This window comes from Pelomonas sp. Root1237 (genome assembly GCF_001425055.1).
Lineage (GTDB): Bacteria > Pseudomonadota > Gammaproteobacteria > Burkholderiales > Burkholderiaceae_C > Pelomonas.
Map to the genome: position 1 here is coordinate 140,869 of NZ_LMDK01000002.1, position 17,858 is coordinate 158,726.

Sequence of the window (17,858 nt, forward strand, 5' to 3'; positions counted from 1 at the left end):
GCCGGTGAGGGCCCTTCAGTAGCCCGCCGCCAGCCCGGAATTGCGCCGCGGATCGTTGGCCCCGTAGTAGCGGTTCTTGCCCACCGGCTTGCCGCCGAGCCTGGGGGCGCCGACCAAGATGCTGGCGAGGTGGTTGGCGGGTTGCGGGTCGGCGAACTTCTGGCCCCAGCCCTCGAGGATCTTGCGCGTGTCTGGCGACAGCGCGAAGGCCTCGACGTTGGTCGCTTCGGGCAGCCACTGCTGGTGGAAGCGCGGCGCGTCCGTCGCCTCCTGCACGTCCATGCCGTAGTCGATGACGTTGATCATCGTGTGCAGCACCGCGGTGATGATGCGGCTGCCGCCCGGCGTGCCGACGACCATCACCGTCTTGCCGTCCTTGGTGACGACGGTGGGGCTCATGGACGACAGTGGGCGCTTGCCGGGCTCGATGCGGTTGGCCTCGCCCTGCACCAGGCCGTAGAGGTTGGGCACGCCCACCTTGGCGGTGAAGTCGTCCATCTCGTCGTTCAGCAGCACGCCGGTCCCGGCCGCGGTGACTCGGGCACCGAACCAGTCGTTCAAGGTGTAGGTCACCGACACGGCATTGCCCCATTTGTCGACGATGGAGTAGTGCGTGGTGTTGCTGCCTTCGTGCGGCGAGACGCCGGGCTTGATGTCCTTGGAGACGCCGGCCTTGTTCGGCGCGATGACGGCGCGCAGCTGGGCCGCGTAGTCCTTGCTGAGCAGCCGGTCCAGCGGGTTCTTGACGAAATCCGGGTCGCCCAGGTAGCTGTTGCGGTCCACGTAGGCGTGGCGCATCGCCTCGATCTGGTAGTGCACCGCCTGCGCGGAGCGAAAGCCCAGTTCCTTGAGCGGGTAGCCCTCCAGGATGTTCAGGATCTCGCAGATGATGACGCCGCCCGAACTGGGTGGCGGCGCTGAGACGACGTGATAGCCCCGGTAATTGCATTCCACTGGCGGCAGTTCGCGCGTCTTGTACTGGTCGAGGTCGGCGGCGCTCAGGATGCCCTTGCCCGCCTGGCTGGAGGTGACGATGGCGGCGGCCACAGGGCCTTTGTAAAAGCCCGCCTCGCCCTTGTCTCGAATGGCCTTGAGCGTGGTGGCCAGGTCCTTTTGCACCAGCTTCTGGCCGACCTGGAAAGGCTCGCCCTTGTTCAGGAAGATGGCCGCGGTGGCCGGGTCCTTGCGGAAATCGTCGGTGGCGGCGTGCAGCATGTCGATGTCGCCCTGGTCGAGCACGAAGCCCAGCTCCGCGTAATGGATGGCCGGCGCGATGACCGCGGCGCGCTTCATCGTGCCGTACTTGCCCAGTGCGTACTCCAGCCCCGACACGCTGCCCGGCACGCCCACCGCCAGATGGCCCAGCGTGCTCAGGCCCTTGATGACGTTGCCGTCCTTGTCGAGGTACATATTGGCCGTGGCAGCCAGCGGTGCCTTCTCGCGGAAGTCCAGGAAGGTCTTGCGGCCATCGGCCAGCTGCACGGTCATGAAGCCGCCGCCGCCCAGGTTGCCCGCCGCGGGGTAGACCACCGCCAGCGCATACCCCACCGCCACGGCCGCATCCACCGCGTTGCCGCCGTCCTTCAGCACGTCCACGCCAATGCGGGTGGCCAGGTGCTGGGCCGTGACCACCATGCCGTTCTCGGCTGCCACCGGGGCCTGCGAGGCCGCCTGGGCCACGCCCGCCGTGAGCAGTACGGCCACCATCACCAGGGAACGCGATTGCAGTTTCAACGCCAATGTCATGCGGAAGCTCCGTCCGGGTGTCTTCGATGACGGCGACCTTACTGCGCCACCGGGCGCTTGCCACTCCCCTGGTTCGCGCGGCGCGCTGAGTCACTGCAGCAGCGTCCGGGCGACGCCGCGTTGCACGTAGGCACCCAGCGCCGCCACGTCGGGGATGCAGATATCGCGGCGGCCACGTTCGGTGAAGGCGATCAGTTGCTCGCGAGCCAGCCTGGTCAGCGCGCGGCTGACCGTCTCCACCGTCATGCCCAGGTAGTTGCCGATCTCGGCGCGCGTCATGCGCAGGGTGATCTGGTCGCTGCGCAGGCCGCACTGGGCCATGGCGTCGGCCCAGTAGCGAAGGAAGTCGGCCACGCGGGCATCGGCCGACAGCGTGCACAACGACAGCAGGGAGTCGCGGTCGCGGCTGATCTCGCGGCTCATGGCCGAATGCAACAGGCCGAGCAGCGGTGCATGGCGGGCGCAGGCAGCGAGCAGCGCGTCGTAGCGCACGCTCCACACCTCGCCGGTGTCCAGCGCGATGGCATCACAACCGTAGCGGCCGGTCGCAATGCCGTCGAAGCCGAGCCAATCACCCTTGAAGTGCAGGCCAACGACCTGCTCGCGGCCATCCGCGGCGAGGTTGAGGGTCTTGAAGAAGCCCGAGTTGATGACATGCAGGCTGGCGAACGCGTCGCCCGTGCGGTAGACGCGGTCGCCGGCGTGCAGGACGCGGCGGCTGATGTCCACGTGGGCCTGCAGACCCTGCAGCGTGTCGGCAATGCGTTGGGGCGCGGCGGCCGGCGCGCGCAAGGTGGGATGGGCGGCGGCGGGAGTCATCGTGGCGGTCAGCATTTCGGGGTGTCCTGGGCGGCGTGTGGCAATGGACAGCAGCGTAGAAACCGGCCAACAACTGCCGAGCAATGGCGCACATCACTGGGTAACGCTCGGTAAACCGTTGGTAAACAGCCGTGCGTACTTGATCTGCGTCAGGCCCGGTCCGCGCTGTACCGCCTAGCCTTGCCGGACATGCACCCAATGCCATGCTCAAACACAAATCTCTCTGGTCACTGGAAGGGCTGACGCGCGACGACCTGCTGACGCTGATCGGCCGGGCTCGGCAGTTCAAGCGCGGCGCCGGCCCGGGTGCGCTGCTGCGCGGCAAGAACCTGGCGTTGCTCAGCGACGACCACGCCAGCCTCGAAGCCGAGGCCTTTCTCCTCGCCGCCACCGAGCTCGGCGCGCAGGTGGCGCGCGTTCGCGCGACCAGCCCCGGCCCGGCCGACCGCCGCGACCCGCGCGACATGGCCGGCCTGCTCGGCCAGCTCTATGACGGCATCGAATGCCAGGGCGTGGCCGAGGCCGACCTGCGCCAGCTCGACCGCGACGCCGGCGTGCCAGTCTTCAATGGCATCGCCTCGCCGGGCCACCCGCTGCAGATGCTGGCGGCGCTGATGACCTGGCAGGACCTCAGCGGCGATGCGACGCTACCGATGCCGCTCGCCCCGCCCACCCAGCCACTGCCGGCCGAAGCAGTTGCCCGCAACCACCATCTCCTGCTGCAGGCGGTGCTGAGCGGCGCGCTGGCTTAGAAACGCGCCGACGCCCACAGCAGGCTCCAGGCGGCCGCCGCCAGGCCAAGGCTGAGCAGCACCCAGCCCAGCCGCGACCGCTCCGCCGCGGCCGCCGGAGCGCCGGGCTGATGGCCTCGCCACATCGCGCGCAGCAGCGGCTGGCGGCAGATGAAGACATGAGTGGCAATGGCCGCCAGGTGCAGGCCCAGCCAGGCATAGAGCAGCTTGGCCGCAACCTTGTGCCAGCTGGTCAGCTTCAGGCTCAGGTCTTCCTCGATCCAACTCGACCAAGGCCCGGCGAAACCGATCTCGTCGTTGCCGAACAGGCCGGTCAGCACCTGCGTGAACAGCAGCGCCAGCACGGCGAAGACGGACAGCGCGCCCAATGGGTTGTGGCCCAGGCCCTGCCAGCGCCCGCGCAGATAGGCCCACAGGCGCGTGGGCGCGGGCCAGAACTGCGCGAAGCGTGCATAGCGCGTGCCCCACAGCCCCCAGCCGAGGCGAAACACCAGCAGGGCCGCAATGGCCTGGCCAGCACGGGCATGCCAGCTCATCCAGGCGCCACCGGCGAGACCCGTCGCTATGGCCGCCGACACCAGGCCCACCAGGGCCCAGTGAAAGACGCGCAGCGGCAGGTCCCAGACGGGAACCTCGCCTGCGTGCTCAAGGCTGGCGAGCTGCTGCGACATCGGTGCTTCCGGCAGCCGCCTGTGCGCGTGGCGCCGGGGGCTGGATATGGGCGACGGCCTTGCCGCCTTCCTGCTCGTAGTCCTCGCTGCCGGTCGCACCCGCAACCCGATAGCCCTTCTCGGCCAGCAGGTCGCCCGCCCGGCCGGCACGCACGGCGTGGTTGGAGACGGTCAGGATGGCGCGGTCCCTGGGCAAGTAGGCCAGGTGCTTTTCGAGATCCTTGTTCTGGATGTTGAGGAAGGCCGGGAAGCTGCCGTACTTGATCAGCTCGTCGGGGCGGCGCAGGTCCAGCACCAGCAGCTTGTCCGGCTGGGCCAGCAGGGCGTCGACCTCGGCCGCCTTCAGGCGCGGGGTCTTGTATTTCCATTCGGCGGCTGCGGCCGGCGCTGAAGCGGCCGTCTGGGCGTGAGCGACGGCGGTCAGGCTAAGCAGAGCGCCAACGGCCAGTGCGTGCAGTGTTTTCATGATGAGGTCAAAGGAGTGGCAGACCTCGCCCACAGCGCAGCTTCCGTGCCAGAACGCAAACAAGCCACAGAGACACGGAGACACAGAGGACAGGCATGAATTTCTCTGTGCCTCTGTGCCTCTGTGGCTGTGTTCCAAGCCGCACGATTTGCTGACCTGCTGTTCAACAAGCAACAGCACCCACTGCGCGATCACACGCACGACTCGCAACGGGGCCATGAAAACCGCCAAAACGCCGCCTGCCAACGCGAAGCGCAATTGCTTAGACGCCCAGCGTATTGGGCACGCTCCCTGCAATGAAGTGCCCGACCCCGCCCTATCGATCACTCCATTCCATGACGACCCAACATCGCTTTCGCCCGCATCCACTGACCGCGCTGATCGCCGCCCTCGCTGCTGGCAGTGCCCTCGCCCAGGAAGCCGCCGCGCCCGCGCCGGCCGAAGACAACACCCAGGCCCTGGGCGCCGTCACCGTGCGCAGCCGCAACCGCATCGAGAAGCTGCAGGACGTGCCGCTGTCCATCTCCGTCATCCAGGGCGCCGAGCTGGACCGCCTGGGTTCCGTGGGCATCGACGACGTCACCAAGCGCGCCGCCAACGTCAGCTGGAACCTCGGCAACCAGCGCACCAGCAGCATCTCCATCCGCGGCATCGGCAAGATCGGCCAGACCGAGGCCCAGGACCCGAGCGTGGGCATCATCGTGGATGGCGTTTCCTATGCCTACAACGCGCTGACGTCGAGCTTCGACTTCGTCGACATCGACACCGTCGAGGTCACGCGCGGGCCACAGGGCACGCTGCTGGGCAAGAACGCCAGCGTCGGCAACATCATCTTCACGACCAAGCGCCCGAGCTTCACGCCGACGGCCGACTTCACGCTGGGCTTCCGGCAGCGCGACGGTTTGTTCGCCACCGCGGCCGTCGGCGGCCCCATCGTCGATGGCCTCATCGCCTGGCGCGGCACCTTCTCCGCCAACAAGGGCGCCGGCGACATCAAGAACGCCTACAACCGCGACATCAGCTACACGAACACCGACCGCATCTCCGGCCGCGTGCAGTTCCTCATCACGCCGTCGCCGGACTTCAAGGCCCGCTTCGCCTTCGACCTGCAGCCACGCGCCGGCGAGACGACCAACGGCCGCAGCTTCCCCGTCATCAACCCGCCGACGACCTACTCCAACGGCGCCCCCATCACGACGGTGACCAACGAGCAGCGCCTGGGCCGCCGCTGGTTCAAGGACAACACCGGCTACTCGCTCGCCGACTATCAGAACCTGCTGACCACCGACTCGGTGCGCGGCCTCGTCACTGGCAGCTCGGGCGCCACGGCCGACCTGAACTGGCAGCTCGGCAGCCACACGCTGACGTCCATCACCGCCTTCAAGAGCTACCACTTCAACTCGGTGAACGACGACGCCACGCCCTTTGACGTCTACCGCAATGCCGGCGGCTTCTGGAACGACTATCGCCAGGCCACGCAGGAGCTGCGCCTGACGTCCGCGCCGGGCGGCTTCGTCGACTACCAGGCCGGCCTGTACTTCATCAAGGTGGACAACACCGCCGACTACCGCCGCTGGTGGGGCAACGACGCCGGCGCCTGGTTCGCCACCAACGCGCAGTACGGGCGGCTCGATGCCGACGGCGCCGGCCGCGACCTGCTGCGCAACAGCCTGGCCAACGTGAAGGCCTCGTACAACAGCCCGACCGGCGTGCAGGACATCCGCAACAAGAGCGCGGCCATCTTTGCCCAGGCCAACTGGCACCTCAGCGAGGCGCTGACGCTGACCACCGGCGCCCGCCTGACGCGCGAGGACCGCCGCAACACCGGCACCAGCCGCATCACCAGCGACGGCAGCGCGCCCGAGCTGAACCCGGTCAGCGTCAACGGCGTCGCCCTGGGCGGCTTCGCCACCAACGCGACGGGCGACCTCGCCGCCGGCAACACGGCCGAGCAGATCGCGCTGGCCAACGCCACGGCGGCCAAGTACTTCAACGTGCCGACCTACGCTGCCCTGAGCGCCGCGCAACGCCGCCAGGTCGCCGATGCCAAGGCAATCCGCCAGGCCAACATCGGCGTGCTCTTCCCCACCACCGAGGCCGAGCCCTTCAAGAAGACGCAACCGGCCTGGGTGCTGAGCCCGAGCTACAAGTTCAACCGCGACCTGACCGGCTATGCCTCGCTGCAACACGGCGAGAAGGCTGGCATCGCGCAGTTCGTCAACGGCGTGTCCTCGCCCGTCGAACCCGAGAAGACCGACAGCTTCGAGCTGGGTTTCAAGTCGGCGCTGTTCAACAAGACGCTGATCCTGAACGCCGACGTCTTCCAGACCCGCATCAAGAACTACCAGCAGAGCGTGCGCGTGCTGGACGTCTACACGACGACGCAGACCAACGACGGCACCCGCTACTACACCAGCGCCACCGGCAACGCGCCCAAGGTCGAGGTCAAGGGCCTGGAGATCGACGGCGTCTACGGCGGCATCCGCGACCTGACGGTGCGCTTCTCGGCCGCTTACAACGACGCCAAGTACAAGTCCTTCCCGAACGCCGCCCAGCGCATCGAGGACGCCTACCCCGGCTCCGCGCCCTATACCGACATCAGCGGCCGGCCGCTGGCGGGCGCGGCCAAGTACACCGGCAACATCGGCGTGGACTACCGCCAGCCGGTCTGGGGCGACAAGGAGATCAACTACACCGGCAACGTGGCCTTCTCTTCGTCCTACTACTCGGACGTCAGCCTCTCGGCCTATTCCATCGTGCCCAAGAGCACGACGGTGGACGCCGGCATCGGCTTCGGCACGCGCAACAAGAGCTTCAACGTCAGCCTGATCGTCAAGAACCTGTTCAACGACGACACGGTGCGCTCCATCAACAGCACCAGCTACACGCCGGCCATCCCGCGCAGCGTGGGCATCCAGTTCATGGCCAGGTTGTAAGCGCTGTCGATCCGTCAACAGCGTTTCAACAGCGCTGTTGACGCCACCGAAAATCTGCCCTTCTTTTGGCCCGATTCGCGCCGTTTTTGCTGGCGCGTTTATTGCGCTGACCCCTTCAGTTCCGTCTTTGCCATTTCCCCGGGAGACCTACGTGCCCAAGTTCCGGATCGCCCCTCTTGCTCTCGCCGCCCTGCTGGCCGGCGTTGCCACCCTCAGCCCCGCCGAGGACTACGCGCCGCCCGGCGGCTTCACCAAGGGCAGCGAGCGCCCCTGGTCCTACACGCCACTGAACACGCAAGTCGCCACGCCGGCCACCAAGGCCAAGGCCTGGGTGCGCCAGCCGCTGGACGCCTTCGTGCTGGCCAAGCTCGAGGCGCAAGGCATCGCCCCCTCGCCCGAGGCCGACCGTCACGCCTACATCCGCCGCGCGACGCTCGACACCTGGGGCATCCTGCCCACGCCCGAGGAGGTCAACGCCTTCGTGGGCGACAAGTCGCCCAAGGCGCATGAAAAGCTCGTCGAGCGCCTGCTGGCCTCGCCGCGCTACGGCGAGCGCCAGGCGCGCCGCTGGCTGGACCTGAGCCGCTATGCCGACAGCGATGGCTACAACACCGACGGCACGCGTCCCAACATCTGGCGCTACCGCGACTACGTCGTCAACGCCTTCAACGCCGACAAGCCCTTCGACCGCTTCGTCAAGGAACAGATCGCTGGCGACGAACTCTGGCCCGAGCGCACCGAGGCCCTGATCGCCACCGGCTTCCTGCGCAACCTGCCCGACGAGATCAACGCCCGCGACCTGAACCTGAAGAAGCAGGAGGTCGCCAACGACCTGACCGACACCGTCGGCGCCGTCTTCCTCGGCACCACCATCGGCTGCGCCCAGTGCCACGACCACAAGACCGAGAAGATCACACAGAAGGAGTACTACGAGTTCCAGGCCTTTTTCGCCAACACCAGCTGGAAGGACGATGTCTCGCCGCTGACGGGCAAGGCCAAGGCCGACTACGACGCCCAGCTGGCCAAGTGGGAAGACGCGACCAAGGACATCCGCGAACAGCGCGACGCGCTGCTCAAGCCCATCATCGAGAAGCTCGAGACCGATCGCCTGTCGGGCTTCGTGCCGGCCACGCGCGAGTCCATCAACAAGCCGGCATCGGAGCGCAATGCCTACGACCGCTGGATCTACCACCGCAACCTGTGGACCCTGTCGGGCCGCACGCGCAACGCCGAGAACCAGCTCAAGACCAAGGACAAGGAGGCCTACGCCAAGTACGACGTGCTGACGGCGCAGCTGAAGAAGTTCGACGCCCTCAAGCCCAAGGATCCGGGCAATGTCTCCACCATCGTCGAGCTGGGCAACGACGCACCGCCCACCAAGGTCCTCTTCAAGGGCATCTACGACCGACCGCTGCAGGAGGTGCAGCCCGGCCTGCCCGCCCTGTTGACCGACGCCTCGCTGAAGATTGCGCCGACGGCCACGTCGTCGGGCCGCCGCACGGCCCTGGCCAATTGGCTGGTCAGCCCCGACAACGGCCTCACCGCCCGCGTCTTCGTCAACCGCCAATGGGCCCAGTTCTTCGGCCGCGGCATCGTCGAGACCAGCGCCGACTTCGGCAAGACCGGCACCAAGCCCACCCACCCCGAGCTGCTCGACAAGCTGTCGGCCGACTTCGTCAAGAACGGCTGGAGCGTGAAGACGCTGCACAAGCAGATCCTGCTGTCCAGCACCTACCGGCAGGCCAGCCAGGCCCGCGAGGTCAAGCAGGACCCGGACAACAAGCTGCTGTGGGCCTTCCCGCGCCAGCGCCTGGAGGCCGAGCAATTGCGCGACTCGCTGCTGGCTGCGTCCGGCCTGTTGGAGGAGAAGCGCGGCGGCCCGTCGGTCTACCCGCCCATTCCGCCCAACTTCGACATCGGCGGCCAGCGCAACCGCTGGCAGACGTCCGAGGACCCGCGCGACCACAACCGCCGCAGCCTCTACGTCTTCGTGCTGCGCAACTCGCCCTATCCGCTGCTGGAGACCTTCGACTGGGCCAACCCACAGTCCCCTCACTTCAAGCGCGACGTGACGACGACGGCGCCACAGGCCCTGGCCCTGGTCAACAGCGACCTCGTGCTGGGCTGGAGCCAGGCTCTGGCCGGCCGTGTCATCCAGGAGGCGCCTGCAGGTGAGTCCGCGCAGATCGACCGCGTCTACGAGATCCTGTTCTCGCGCAAGCCCACGGCCGCGGAGAAGACGAAGCTGGTCGCCTTCCTGAACGCTCAGGAGACCTTGCAGACGGCCCAGGCCGGCGAGGTCAAGAAGCCGCATCTGCCCGAGGGCTGGGGCGTAGATCCCAAGCTCGCCAGGCAGATCGACGGCTTCTACAAGGCGGCCTACAAGCGCGAGCCCGACCGCTACGAGCGCACGGCCTTCCTGTCCTATCTGGATCAGCAAGCCGCCAAGCGCAGGAAGGGCGATGGCGGCGACGACGCTGCGGATGACGGCGGTGGCACGGCCGTGGCCGCCACGCCGACGGCCAGCGCCTCCGTCAAGGGCCAGAACAAGGCCCGCGCCGCCGCCTTCGTCGACCTGGTCCACACGCTGGTCAACACCAACGAATTCACCTATCGCTTCTAAAGAGGTCAGCCCATGAGCCACTCTCACGATCATTCCCGCCGTCACTTCCTCGGCCACGCCGGTGCCGCCACCTTCGCCGCTTTCGGCGCGGGCAGCTTCGGCGGCATCTCATCCGCCTTCGCCAGCGAACTCTTCGACCCGACGCTGCCGCGCCAGCCCCACCACCCGGCCAAGGCCAAGGCCGTCATCTGGCTGCACATGGCCGGCGCGCCCAGCACGCTGGACCTGTTCGACCACAAGCCCGAACTGATCAAGCTGGCCGGCACACCGCTGCCCGACAGCTTCGGCAAGGACCTGAAGACGGCCACCGACGGCGGCGTGGGCAACCTTTACGCCAGCAAGCGCACCTGGAAGCAGCATGGCGAAAGCGGTGCCTGGGTGTCGGACCTGCTGCCCCACATCGCCAAGCAGGCCGACGACATCGCCTTCCTGAAGGGCAGCAAGACCGAGGGCAGCACCCACGTCATCGCGTCGCTGAAGCTGCACACCGCCGGCCTGGTGCCGGGCCGCCCGGCCCTGGGCTCGTGGGTGCAGTACGGCCTGGGTTCGGCCAACCCCGACCTGCCGGCCTTCGTCGTGCTGCCCACGGGCGTGGGCTCAGCCGGCGGCGGCCGCGGCGCCGTCATCTGGAGCAGCGGCTTCCTGCCCGCCGCCCTGCAGGGAACGCCCTTCCGCAAGGGCGACTCGCCCATCCTGCACCTGGCCCGCCCCGACGGCATCACGGAAAAGGAGCAGCGCGCCCAGCTCGACCTGCTGCGCGCCCTGAATGGCGAGCACGCCGAGCGCTACCCCGGCGACACCGAGTTGATCGCCCGCGCCAAGAGCTATGACCTGGCCTACCGCATGCAGGTCTCGGCGCCGGAGGCCGTCGACCTGGCCAAGGAAACCGCGGCCACGAAGACGGCCTACGGCATCGGCACCAAGGAGACCGACGAGTACGGCACGGCCCTGCTGCGCGCCCGCCGCCTGGTGGAGCGCGGCGTGCGCTTCATCCACGTCATCTCGGGCGCGCCGGACAACAGCGTGGACTCGTGGGACGCCCACAACAACCTCGAGAAAAACCACGCGGTGATGTGCAAGCAGGTGGACCAACCGGTGGGCGCGCTGCTGGCGGACCTGAAGGCGCGGGGGCTGCTGGAGACGACGCTGGTGGTCTGGGCGTCGGAATTCGGGCGCACGCCGTATGGGCAGTCAGGCAACGGGCGGGATCACAACCCCTGGGGCTACACGCAGTGGATTGCGGGGGGCGGCATCAAGCCGGGGACGTATGGCGGCACCGATGAGATCGGGCTGCGGGCGGAGACCGGAGTGATCGATACGTATGACCTGCAGGCGACGCTGCTGCATCAGCTGGGGCTGAACCACAAGAAGCTGGTGTTTGCGCATCAGGGTCGCGCGGAGAAGGCGACGACGGTGTTTGGCGATGTCATCAAGGAGATCCTGGCTTGATGTGAGGGTTGCTGTGGCGGGGCGTGCGTCTGTTCGCTGCATTGCCGGGAGTCCGTCCCGGCGGCCGGGTAACTTTCTTCTGCGGGGCCAGAAGAAAGTCACCAAAGAAGAGGCCCTGAACCGCACTCGTTCGCCACGCCACCATCAACGGCGCGCGAAAACGTCCACCTGCACCGCGCCCCGACGCGATCCGCTGCGCTCTCGCTGCTGTCCCTATGACGAGCACCAAACATCGCCACATCCCGCCCGTTAACGCGCGGCTGCACGCCGGGCTCACCAGAAAACCGAAGACAGCGTCGCTCGGGCGACGCGACGGACCCGCCCACTCGGCGCGTCGCCCGAGCGACGCTGTCTTTCTTGCATTTCTCGTGAGCCCGGCGTGCAGCCGCGCGTTAAGCGGACAGGTGGTGCGGTGGATGCCATTGGTGACAAGGACAGCAGCGAGAGCGCAGCGGGTCGCGTGAAGGCGCCGTCCAGTTCCGAGCAACGCGAGCGCTCCATCCTGCTCGAGTGCGGATTGCATTGAGCGCTCCTCTTTTGGTGACTTTTCTCTGGCGCGTCAGAGAAAAGTTACCCGCCCTCGCGGGGCGGATTCCCGCGGCACTGCACACGAGTCATAAGGACCTCTGCAAAGACATCCAACAAATGAAAACGTACCCGGCGCTAACCGCCCTCATCCCCCTGCTGATCGCCACCACCGTCCTCGCCGCCCAAGCCGAGCTCAGTGCCGACGAGATGCGCAGCGCCGAAGACACGCTGCGCGATCTCGACTCCAACGTCAGCCTGCAGAACCGCAAGGCCCTGGACGAGGCGCGTGAACTCGCGCGCTTCTTCCAGCAGGTCGGCGCCCACTACACGGCTCAGCCCGATGCGGCCCGCGGCGTCGACTTCGCGCGCAAGTCGCAGGACCACGCGCAGGCCATCGCCGCCGCCGTCGAGGCCGGCAACTACGACGCCGCGCAAGACGCGCTCAGCGACCTGACGCGCAGCTGCAAGGCCTGCCACGAGGTCTACAAGACCAAGAAATGAAGAAGCAAGCTCCCTTCCTCATCTCCATCGCCCTGCTCGTGGCGCCGCTCTGCCACGCCGCTTCCAAGCTGGACCTCGGCATCTGGATGCGCTCCATCGACCACAAGTCGGTCAGCGTGCAGAAGGCCCTCGGCGCCGGCCGCCACGACGAGGCCGCGGTCGATGCCCAGGCCCTGCAGAAGCTCTATGCCGACATGACGGCCTTCTTCGAGAAGGACTACCCGGCCGCCGATGCGGTCGGCTTCTCGCGCGAAGGCGAGCGCCAGGCCGCCGCCATCACCACGGCGCTGGCCGCTGGGGATGTCGCCAGCGCCAAGGGCGCCGCGCGCGCCATCGCCCTCGCCTGCAACGACTGCCACGACCCCTACAAGCCCCTGCCATGAAAAAGACCCTCGCCCTTTCCCTGCTGGCGCTCGCCGCCAGCGCCCACGCCGCGTTGAAGCCCGGTGACGCAGCGCCCGACTTCCAGGCCACCGCAGCCCTGGCCGGCAAGACCGTCGACCTGCAACTCAAGGATGCCCTCGCAAAAGGCCCCGTCGTCGTCTATTTCTACCCGGCCGCCTTCACCGGCGGCTGCAACCTGCAGGCGCACGAGTTCGCCGAGAACCTGGCCCGCTTCACGGCCGCCGGCGCCACCGTCATCGGCGTATCCGGCGACGGCATAGCCCGGTTGCGCGAGTTCTCGGCCGACCCCGAGACCTGTGCCGGCAAGCTCGCTGTCGCCTCGGATGCCGACGGCCACATCGCCCGCGCCTTCGACATCGCCACCACCGCGACACCGCCCGGCCGCAAGACGACCAAGGGCCAGGACATCACCCACGCTCGCGCCGAGCGCACCAGCTTTGTCCTGAGTCGCGAGGGCCGCGTCGTCGCCACCGTCGGCGGCCTGGCGCCCGCGGCCAACGTGGCCGCCGCGCTTGCCGAGGTCGAACGCCTGGCCGGCCACTGATCCCTTCCCCAACCACCCACCACAACGATGAAACGACTCCTCATCATCACAGCCGCACTGCTCGCCAACGCCGCCCAGGCCCAGCAGGCCCCCAAGCCCGAACAGCTCATCAAGTGGCGCCAGTCGGCCTACCAGGTCATCGGCTGGAACACCGGCCGCGTCAAGGCCAACGTCGACGGCACGTACAACAAGGACGACGTCATCCGCGCAGCCAACACGATTGCCGCCGTGGCCAATGGCGGGCTGCCCTCGCTGTTCCCGGCTTCCACCGAAACCGGCAAGGGCTGGCACGACACCTCCGTCAAGCCGACGCTCTTCAGCGACGCCGCCGGTGCCGCCGCCGCCCAGGCCGCCTTCGGCAAGGAAGCCAATGAGCTCGCGCGCGTCGCCCAGGGCGGCGACGTGGCCGCCATCAAGGCCCAGCTCGCCGCGCTGCAGAAGACCTGCAAGGCCTGCCACGACGACTACAGGAACAGCAATTGATCATGAAGACTTCGCTTCTCGCCACCACGCTGCTGCTTGCCGCCAGCGCCCAGGCCCAGACCCCGCCAGCCAACGCCGCCAGCGCCCCTCCCCCGCCGCCGTTCACATTCTTCGTCACCAGCACTGGCGGCGGCAACGGCGCCAACTACGGTGGCCTGGAAGGTGCAGACGCGCACTGCCAGAAGCTCGCCGAAGGCGTGGGCAACCCCTACAAGACTTGGCGCGCCTACCTCAGCACGCAAGGCGCCGGTGGCGTCAACGCCCGCGACCGCATCGGCAAGGGCCCGTGGACCAATGTGCGCGGCCAGGTCATCGCCCGCGACGTGGCTCACCTGCACGGCGACACGCTGGAGCAGGCCCAACTCGGCAGCAACCTGACCCGCAACACGGCACTCACCGAAAAGGGCGAGCGTCCCAAGGCCGCTGGCGACACGCCCAACGAGCATGACATCGTCACCGGCTCCACGCCCGAAGGCCGTGCCTTCCCCGAGGGTGCCGACAAGACCTGCCGCAACTACTCGTCGGGCGCCGAGGACGGCTCGGTGCAACTCGGCCACTTCGACCGCACCGGCGGCGGCAATGCCTCCTGGAACTCCGCCCACGCCAGCCGCGGCTGCAGCCAGCCCAAGCTGGTGGCGACGGGTGGCGCGGGCCTGCTCTACTGCTTCGCGGCCAACTGAAGATGTAAAGGCCGGTGGCGCCCGCCATCGCCTTCTTCAATGGACCGACCGGTTCAGGGCAGGGAACTCAGCGCCTCGGCACGGGGCAGGTAAGCGCTGAAGATCTTGTAGAGGGTGCCGTCCGCCCGCATGGCCGCGACGGCATCCTGGATCTTGCGGGCGTCGCTTTCGCGGACCCTGGCCTTGGAAAGCGCGAAGCCCGCGGCGTAGTTGTCGTCCGGGAAGGCATCGATGACCGTGACCCGGCCCTCCAGCTTGCTGTCCGCAAGAATTCGCCCCCACACGACAGGTTCGGACAGAAAGGCCGCGTCACGCCCCAGCGCGACGAGCCTGGCCGCCGTGTTGGCGTCGGCGTACTCGTCCACCCGCCCCTGCTGGCGCAGCTTGGCGATCCACTGGTCCCACTGCGGGCCATGCCTGAATCCCTTGACGACCGCCAGGCGCAGTTCGCCGTGCTCGGCGAACGTCTCCAGCGTGGGGACCGGATAGGGCAGGCCTTCTCGAACCAGCAGCCGGTTGCGCCCGCTCATATAGATCACAAACCGCGCAAAACCATTGCGTTCATCCGTCTCGATGGCCGACACCGTCATGTCGAGGCCGCCATGGGCCAGGTCGGCCCAGGTGCGGACCCTGGAGTCCACGAAGGTCTCGAACTTGCAGCCGGTCCGACGGCCCACTTCATCGACGATGTCGACGTCTATGCCCGCCGTGCTCAGCCCCGCACGCCGAAAGGCCAGCGAACCATATTCGTACAAGGCGACACGGTACGGCCCGCACGCGACCGGCTGCGCCAGTGCTTGCACGCTGGCTGTGGCCAACCAACCAGCCGTCACCCACATCCTGACCTTGCCCATGCCTTCACTGCCCATCAAAGCTGGGCCAAGTATCTATTGGCGGCGGGGAGGAGGCGCATGGAGCCGCATTCGCTGACATCTTTGGCCTTGCCCGTGATTGAAACCGTGGAGGGCGGCTTAGCGACTGCGGACAATCAGCAGCACAAGGAGCCGAGAACCCCATGCGCATGATCCTGGTCACGTTGCTCTCGCTGCTAAGTCTGTCGCAGGACGCGGCTGCCTGCAGCGTTTTGCCAAGTTGGCGCCCGCCCACGGTGGAGACTGCGCTGAGCCAAGCTGCGGTCGTGCTTCAGGCGAAAGTCATTGCGGTGCAGCGTGAAGCAGGAGTGTCTTTGGCAACCGTGTCGGTTGAGCACGTGCTTAAGGGCAAGTATTCAGGCCACATTGTGGAAACAGGCGGCGGCAGCCTCTGTGGGATAGGCACTTTCAACGTTGGTCAGACCTACGTGCTCTTCTTTGAACAGCGCGGAGAGTGGTGGGTTAATGCGCTCGTGCAGCCTCATGCCACGGCGGTGCTCGGGTCGCGTCGTCTGGACGCGAGTGAAGTGATTCCAGCCGTCGCTGCGATCTCGAAGCAAATTGGCGAGGTGCCTGGCGTTTGGGTGCCAGAAACCCAGTGGGATTTGCCGGCGTATAAAACGACGTTGTCCCACTTGAAGCTACTGGCGAAGCGTGAGCAGGAATACCAGCTACAACTTAGGCATCGGACTTGGTTGGTGTGGGCTGGCCTGGCGCTCGCGCTGATGGCGGGCTTCGCAGGAGCAGTTGGTCTTCGCAGCCGGAGGCTGCGTGCCAAGCGCCGCGCATTGGGCAGCACGTTTGAACGGCCTTCGGACCAGTAGCGCGAGATGCCCGCTTCCAGCCTTTATTGGCGCTCTGTGCTTTGCTGTTCGTACTGAACTGGGTCGGGTTGGTGCGTGCAATGTTGGGAATAACTCGTTCGCACTCGTTTGCGCCGCCGTTCTTGGCCGGCATCCTGGCCAGCGTTCTTCTTGCCCTTACCCCAACGATGAGGCCAATGCCTACTGGGCGTTGCCGCAGGTGCTTGATCCAAGCATAGCCTTCATGATTTCTTGCCTGGGGGTGCAGAGGGTCACACGGCGCTTCTATTGGAAGCGTTGACTGAAGCGGCGGGTCCGCTATCAGCCGAGGCTGCGTGAGAACGCGTCAACGGACCTCGGAGCGCCCCGCCGGATTGCACCCGTCACGACGGCTGCCTCAGGATCTTCTCCATCGCCCTGCCCTTGGCGAGTTCGTCGATGAGCTTGTCCAGGTAGCGCAGCTTCTGCATCAGCGGGTCTTCGATCTCTTCCACCCGGATGCCGCACACCACGCCCTTGATGAGGGCCACGCTGGGATTCAGTGCCGGCGCCTGGGCAAAGAAGGTCTCGAAGTCCGTGGACTGGTCAAGTTGCTGCTGCAAGCCTGCGGCGTCATAGCCGGTGAGCCAATGGATGATGCGGTCGACCTCATCCTTGGTCCGGCCCTTGGCCTCGGCCTTGCGGATGTACAGCGGGTACACCCTGGCAAAGGGCATGCTGAAGATACGGTGGCCGGCCATCGTCATTGCTCCTGCGGATTCAAGGGGTCGACGGGCGATGCTGACACAAGCACCGTTCTACAGGCCGCGGTCGGCTTCACTTGGCGACTCCCCGCACCTTCATCGTGTGCGTGAGGCTCATCCGGTCGATGTCGTCGATGGACATGATCGGCGCATACATCAGGTCGGTTGGGTCGGTGGTCCGCGTCCAGCCCAGCTTCATCTCGCCGACGATGCGCATCAGCATCTTCTGCAGGCGCAGACCGATGAGCTCCGCCGACGCGGGCTTGCCGTCCTTGCTGGCTCCCAGTCGGGCCAGGGACAGCACCGAAGTGCGGGCCATGGGGCTGTGGGCCGAGTACTGGAACCGGAAGTTGCGCTCGCGCGAGTTGATGTCCCGGTCCGTGACCACGATGAAATAGGTCCGCGGGCCGGCGTCCTGCAGCCGTTTCGCGAGCGTTGTACCAAAGGCCAGATAGTCCTCGACCGCGTACTGTTGGGTGCCGGGGATGGGGTCGGCCACGCCCGAGGGCATCAGCAGCGAGGCCTTGACCCACACACCGGCTTCCTGGGTCAGCGATCGGGCGACGCCGGCCGCGAACTGCTCGGGAATGCCGTCGGTGGGGATCACGTACAGCGCCACCGCGTCCACCGGGCTGGATGGCACGAGGCGGTCCGGCTGCGCGTTCGCCAGCAAGGGGATGAGCAGCGAGAGCAGGAGGACGCGACGGTGCATGCGATGCCTGGGTCTGGGGGTGACGGGTGGCTGGCATGGTGCCACGACCCAAGATGCGCTGGAAGCGTGTCCAGGCAGGCGTAACCTCCGCTTGTCAACACTTGGCACGGCGCTGCTGGCGCGCG

18 protein-coding genes are annotated in these 17,858 nt (G+C 67.1%); 11 read left to right on the forward strand and 7 right to left on the reverse strand.

Annotation, left to right across the window (positions count from 1 at the left end; genetic code table 11):
* Nucleotides 1-15 precede the first annotated feature (15 nt).
* Together ggt and ASC91_RS04790 are read right to left on the reverse strand one after the other, a co-directional pair.
* Nucleotides 16-1,707 (reverse strand): gamma-glutamyltransferase, encoded by a 1,692-nt coding sequence (gene ggt / locus ASC91_RS04785; protein WP_235531828.1) that lies wholly within the window; start codon nt 1,705-1,707, stop codon nt 16-18.
* A gap of 129 nt (nt 1,708-1,836) precedes the next feature.
* On the reverse strand, nt 1,837-2,580 hold the full coding sequence (locus ASC91_RS04790) for a Crp/Fnr family transcriptional regulator (RefSeq protein ID WP_056193065.1): 744 nt from the start codon (nt 2,578-2,580) through the stop codon (nt 1,837-1,839).
* Nucleotides 2,581-2,768: 188 nt separating this feature from the next.
* On the opposite strand from ASC91_RS04790, the gene ASC91_RS04795 reads away from it, so the two are divergent.
* Complete coding sequence (locus ASC91_RS04795; RefSeq protein ID WP_056193067.1) at nt 2,769-3,317, forward strand: hypothetical protein; 549 nt, start codon at nt 2,769-2,771, stop codon at nt 3,315-3,317.
* Here the strand turns inward: ASC91_RS04795 and ASC91_RS04800 are convergent.
* Together ASC91_RS04800 and ASC91_RS04805 are read right to left on the reverse strand one after the other, a co-directional pair.
* Nucleotides 3,314-3,988 (reverse strand): cytochrome b/b6 domain-containing protein, encoded by a 675-nt coding sequence (locus tag ASC91_RS04800; RefSeq protein WP_056193069.1) that lies wholly within the window; start codon nt 3,986-3,988, stop codon nt 3,314-3,316. The genes ASC91_RS04795 and ASC91_RS04800 overlap by 4 nt on opposite strands.
* Nucleotides 3,963-4,454 carry a hypothetical protein gene (locus ASC91_RS04805; protein WP_056193147.1) on the reverse strand — a complete coding sequence of 164 codons (492 nt, stop codon included), beginning with the start codon at nt 4,452-4,454 and terminating at the stop codon, nt 3,963-3,965. Before ASC91_RS04805 ends, ASC91_RS04800 begins: the two co-directional genes overlap by 26 nt.
* Before the next feature lie 335 nt (nt 4,455-4,789).
* Here ASC91_RS04805 and ASC91_RS04810 point away from each other — a divergent pair, with 335 nt between their 5' ends.
* The 9 genes from ASC91_RS04810 (at nt 4,790) to ASC91_RS04845 (ending at nt 14,603) form a co-directional block, all read left to right on the forward strand.
* A complete protein-coding gene (locus ASC91_RS04810; protein ID WP_056193072.1) occupies nt 4,790-7,390 on the forward strand; it encodes a TonB-dependent receptor in 2,601 nt (866 codons plus the stop codon).
* Nucleotides 7,391-7,541: 151 nt separating this feature from the next.
* A complete protein-coding gene (locus ASC91_RS04815; RefSeq protein ID WP_056193075.1) occupies nt 7,542-10,013 on the forward strand; it encodes a DUF1549 and DUF1553 domain-containing protein in 2,472 nt (823 codons plus the stop codon).
* A 12-nt stretch (nt 10,014-10,025) separates the two neighbouring features.
* On the forward strand, nt 10,026-11,462 hold the full coding sequence (locus tag ASC91_RS04820) for a DUF1501 domain-containing protein (protein WP_056193078.1): 1,437 nt from the start codon (nt 10,026-10,028) through the stop codon (nt 11,460-11,462).
* Between the two features lie 379 nt (nt 11,463-11,841).
* A complete protein-coding gene (locus ASC91_RS30170; RefSeq protein ID WP_235531824.1) occupies nt 11,842-11,988 on the forward strand; it encodes a hypothetical protein in 147 nt (48 codons plus the stop codon).
* A 119-nt stretch (nt 11,989-12,107) separates the two neighbouring features.
* Nucleotides 12,108-12,491 (forward strand): cytochrome c, encoded by a 384-nt coding sequence (locus tag ASC91_RS04825; RefSeq protein ID WP_056193081.1) that lies wholly within the window; start codon nt 12,108-12,110, stop codon nt 12,489-12,491.
* Nucleotides 12,488-12,874 (forward strand): hypothetical protein, encoded by a 387-nt coding sequence (locus tag ASC91_RS04830; protein WP_056193084.1) that lies wholly within the window; start codon nt 12,488-12,490, stop codon nt 12,872-12,874. Before ASC91_RS04825 ends, ASC91_RS04830 begins: the two co-directional genes overlap by 4 nt.
* Nucleotides 12,871-13,440 carry a peroxiredoxin gene (locus tag ASC91_RS04835; protein WP_056193086.1) on the forward strand — a complete coding sequence of 190 codons (570 nt, stop codon included), beginning with the start codon at nt 12,871-12,873 and terminating at the stop codon, nt 13,438-13,440. The genes ASC91_RS04830 and ASC91_RS04835 overlap by 4 nt, the downstream gene beginning before the upstream one ends.
* Before the next feature lie 27 nt (nt 13,441-13,467).
* Nucleotides 13,468-13,923, forward strand: coding sequence for a cytochrome c (locus tag ASC91_RS04840; RefSeq protein ID WP_056193089.1), 456 nt, complete (start codon nt 13,468-13,470; stop codon nt 13,921-13,923).
* Nucleotides 13,924-13,925: 2 nt separating this feature from the next.
* Entirely contained in the window at nt 13,926-14,603 is a 678-nt protein-coding gene (locus tag ASC91_RS04845) for a hypothetical protein (RefSeq protein ID WP_056193090.1), read from the forward strand.
* A gap of 53 nt (nt 14,604-14,656) precedes the next feature.
* Here the strand turns inward: ASC91_RS04845 and ASC91_RS04850 are convergent, their stop codons facing one another.
* The gene (locus ASC91_RS04850) at nt 14,657-15,457 is read right to left on the reverse strand and encodes an ABC transporter substrate-binding protein (protein ID WP_162247737.1); all 801 of its coding nucleotides are present in this window, start codon (nt 15,455-15,457) and stop codon (nt 14,657-14,659) included.
* A gap of 161 nt (nt 15,458-15,618) precedes the next feature.
* Between ASC91_RS04850 and ASC91_RS04855 the strand changes: the two genes are divergently transcribed.
* Complete coding sequence (locus tag ASC91_RS04855; RefSeq protein WP_056193096.1) at nt 15,619-16,299, forward strand: hypothetical protein; 681 nt, start codon at nt 15,619-15,621, stop codon at nt 16,297-16,299.
* Nucleotides 16,300-16,661: 362 nt separating this feature from the next.
* Here ASC91_RS04855 and ASC91_RS04860 read toward each other — a convergent pair whose 3' ends face one another.
* On the reverse strand, nt 16,662-17,018 hold the full coding sequence (locus ASC91_RS04860; protein ID WP_056193150.1) for a DUF2200 domain-containing protein: 357 nt from the start codon (nt 17,016-17,018) through the stop codon (nt 16,662-16,664).
* Nucleotides 17,019-17,094: 76 nt separating this feature from the next.
* A complete protein-coding gene (locus tag ASC91_RS04865) occupies nt 17,095-17,733 on the reverse strand; it encodes a hypothetical protein (protein WP_056193099.1) in 639 nt (212 codons plus the stop codon).
* Between the last annotated feature and the right edge of the window lie 125 nt (nt 17,734-17,858).

Coding starts and splice junctions, on each gene's coding strand:
- ggt (WP_235531828.1), bottom strand. CDS start 1,707: ATGGTGGCCGTACTGCTCACGGCGGGCGTGGCCCAGGCGGCCTCGCAG.
- ASC91_RS04790 (WP_056193065.1), bottom strand. CDS start 2,580: ATGCTGACCGCCACGATGACTCCCGCCGCCGCCCATCCCACCTTGCGC.
- ASC91_RS04795 (WP_056193067.1), top strand. CDS start 2,769: ATGCTCAAACACAAATCTCTCTGGTCACTGGAAGGGCTGACGCGCGAC.
- ASC91_RS04800 (WP_056193069.1), bottom strand. CDS start 3,988: ATGTCGCAGCAGCTCGCCAGCCTTGAGCACGCAGGCGAGGTTCCCGTC.
- ASC91_RS04805 (WP_056193147.1), bottom strand. CDS start 4,454: ATGAAAACACTGCACGCACTGGCCGTTGGCGCTCTGCTTAGCCTGACC.
- ASC91_RS04810 (WP_056193072.1), top strand. CDS start 4,790: ATGACGACCCAACATCGCTTTCGCCCGCATCCACTGACCGCGCTGATC.
- ASC91_RS04820 (WP_056193078.1), top strand. CDS start 10,026: ATGAGCCACTCTCACGATCATTCCCGCCGTCACTTCCTCGGCCACGCC.
- ASC91_RS04825 (WP_056193081.1), top strand. CDS start 12,108: ATGAAAACGTACCCGGCGCTAACCGCCCTCATCCCCCTGCTGATCGCC.
- ASC91_RS04830 (WP_056193084.1), top strand. CDS start 12,488: ATGAAGAAGCAAGCTCCCTTCCTCATCTCCATCGCCCTGCTCGTGGCG.
- ASC91_RS04835 (WP_056193086.1), top strand. CDS start 12,871: ATGAAAAAGACCCTCGCCCTTTCCCTGCTGGCGCTCGCCGCCAGCGCC.
- ASC91_RS04840 (WP_056193089.1), top strand. CDS start 13,468: ATGAAACGACTCCTCATCATCACAGCCGCACTGCTCGCCAACGCCGCC.
- ASC91_RS04845 (WP_056193090.1), top strand. CDS start 13,926: ATGAAGACTTCGCTTCTCGCCACCACGCTGCTGCTTGCCGCCAGCGCC.
- ASC91_RS04850 (WP_162247737.1), bottom strand. CDS start 15,457: ATGGGCAAGGTCAGGATGTGGGTGACGGCTGGTTGGTTGGCCACAGCC.
- ASC91_RS04855 (WP_056193096.1), top strand. CDS start 15,619: ATGCGCATGATCCTGGTCACGTTGCTCTCGCTGCTAAGTCTGTCGCAG.
- ASC91_RS04860 (WP_056193150.1), bottom strand. CDS start 17,018: ATGGCCGGCCACCGTATCTTCAGCATGCCCTTTGCCAGGGTGTACCCG.
- ASC91_RS04865 (WP_056193099.1), bottom strand. CDS start 17,733: ATGCACCGTCGCGTCCTCCTGCTCTCGCTGCTCATCCCCTTGCTGGCG.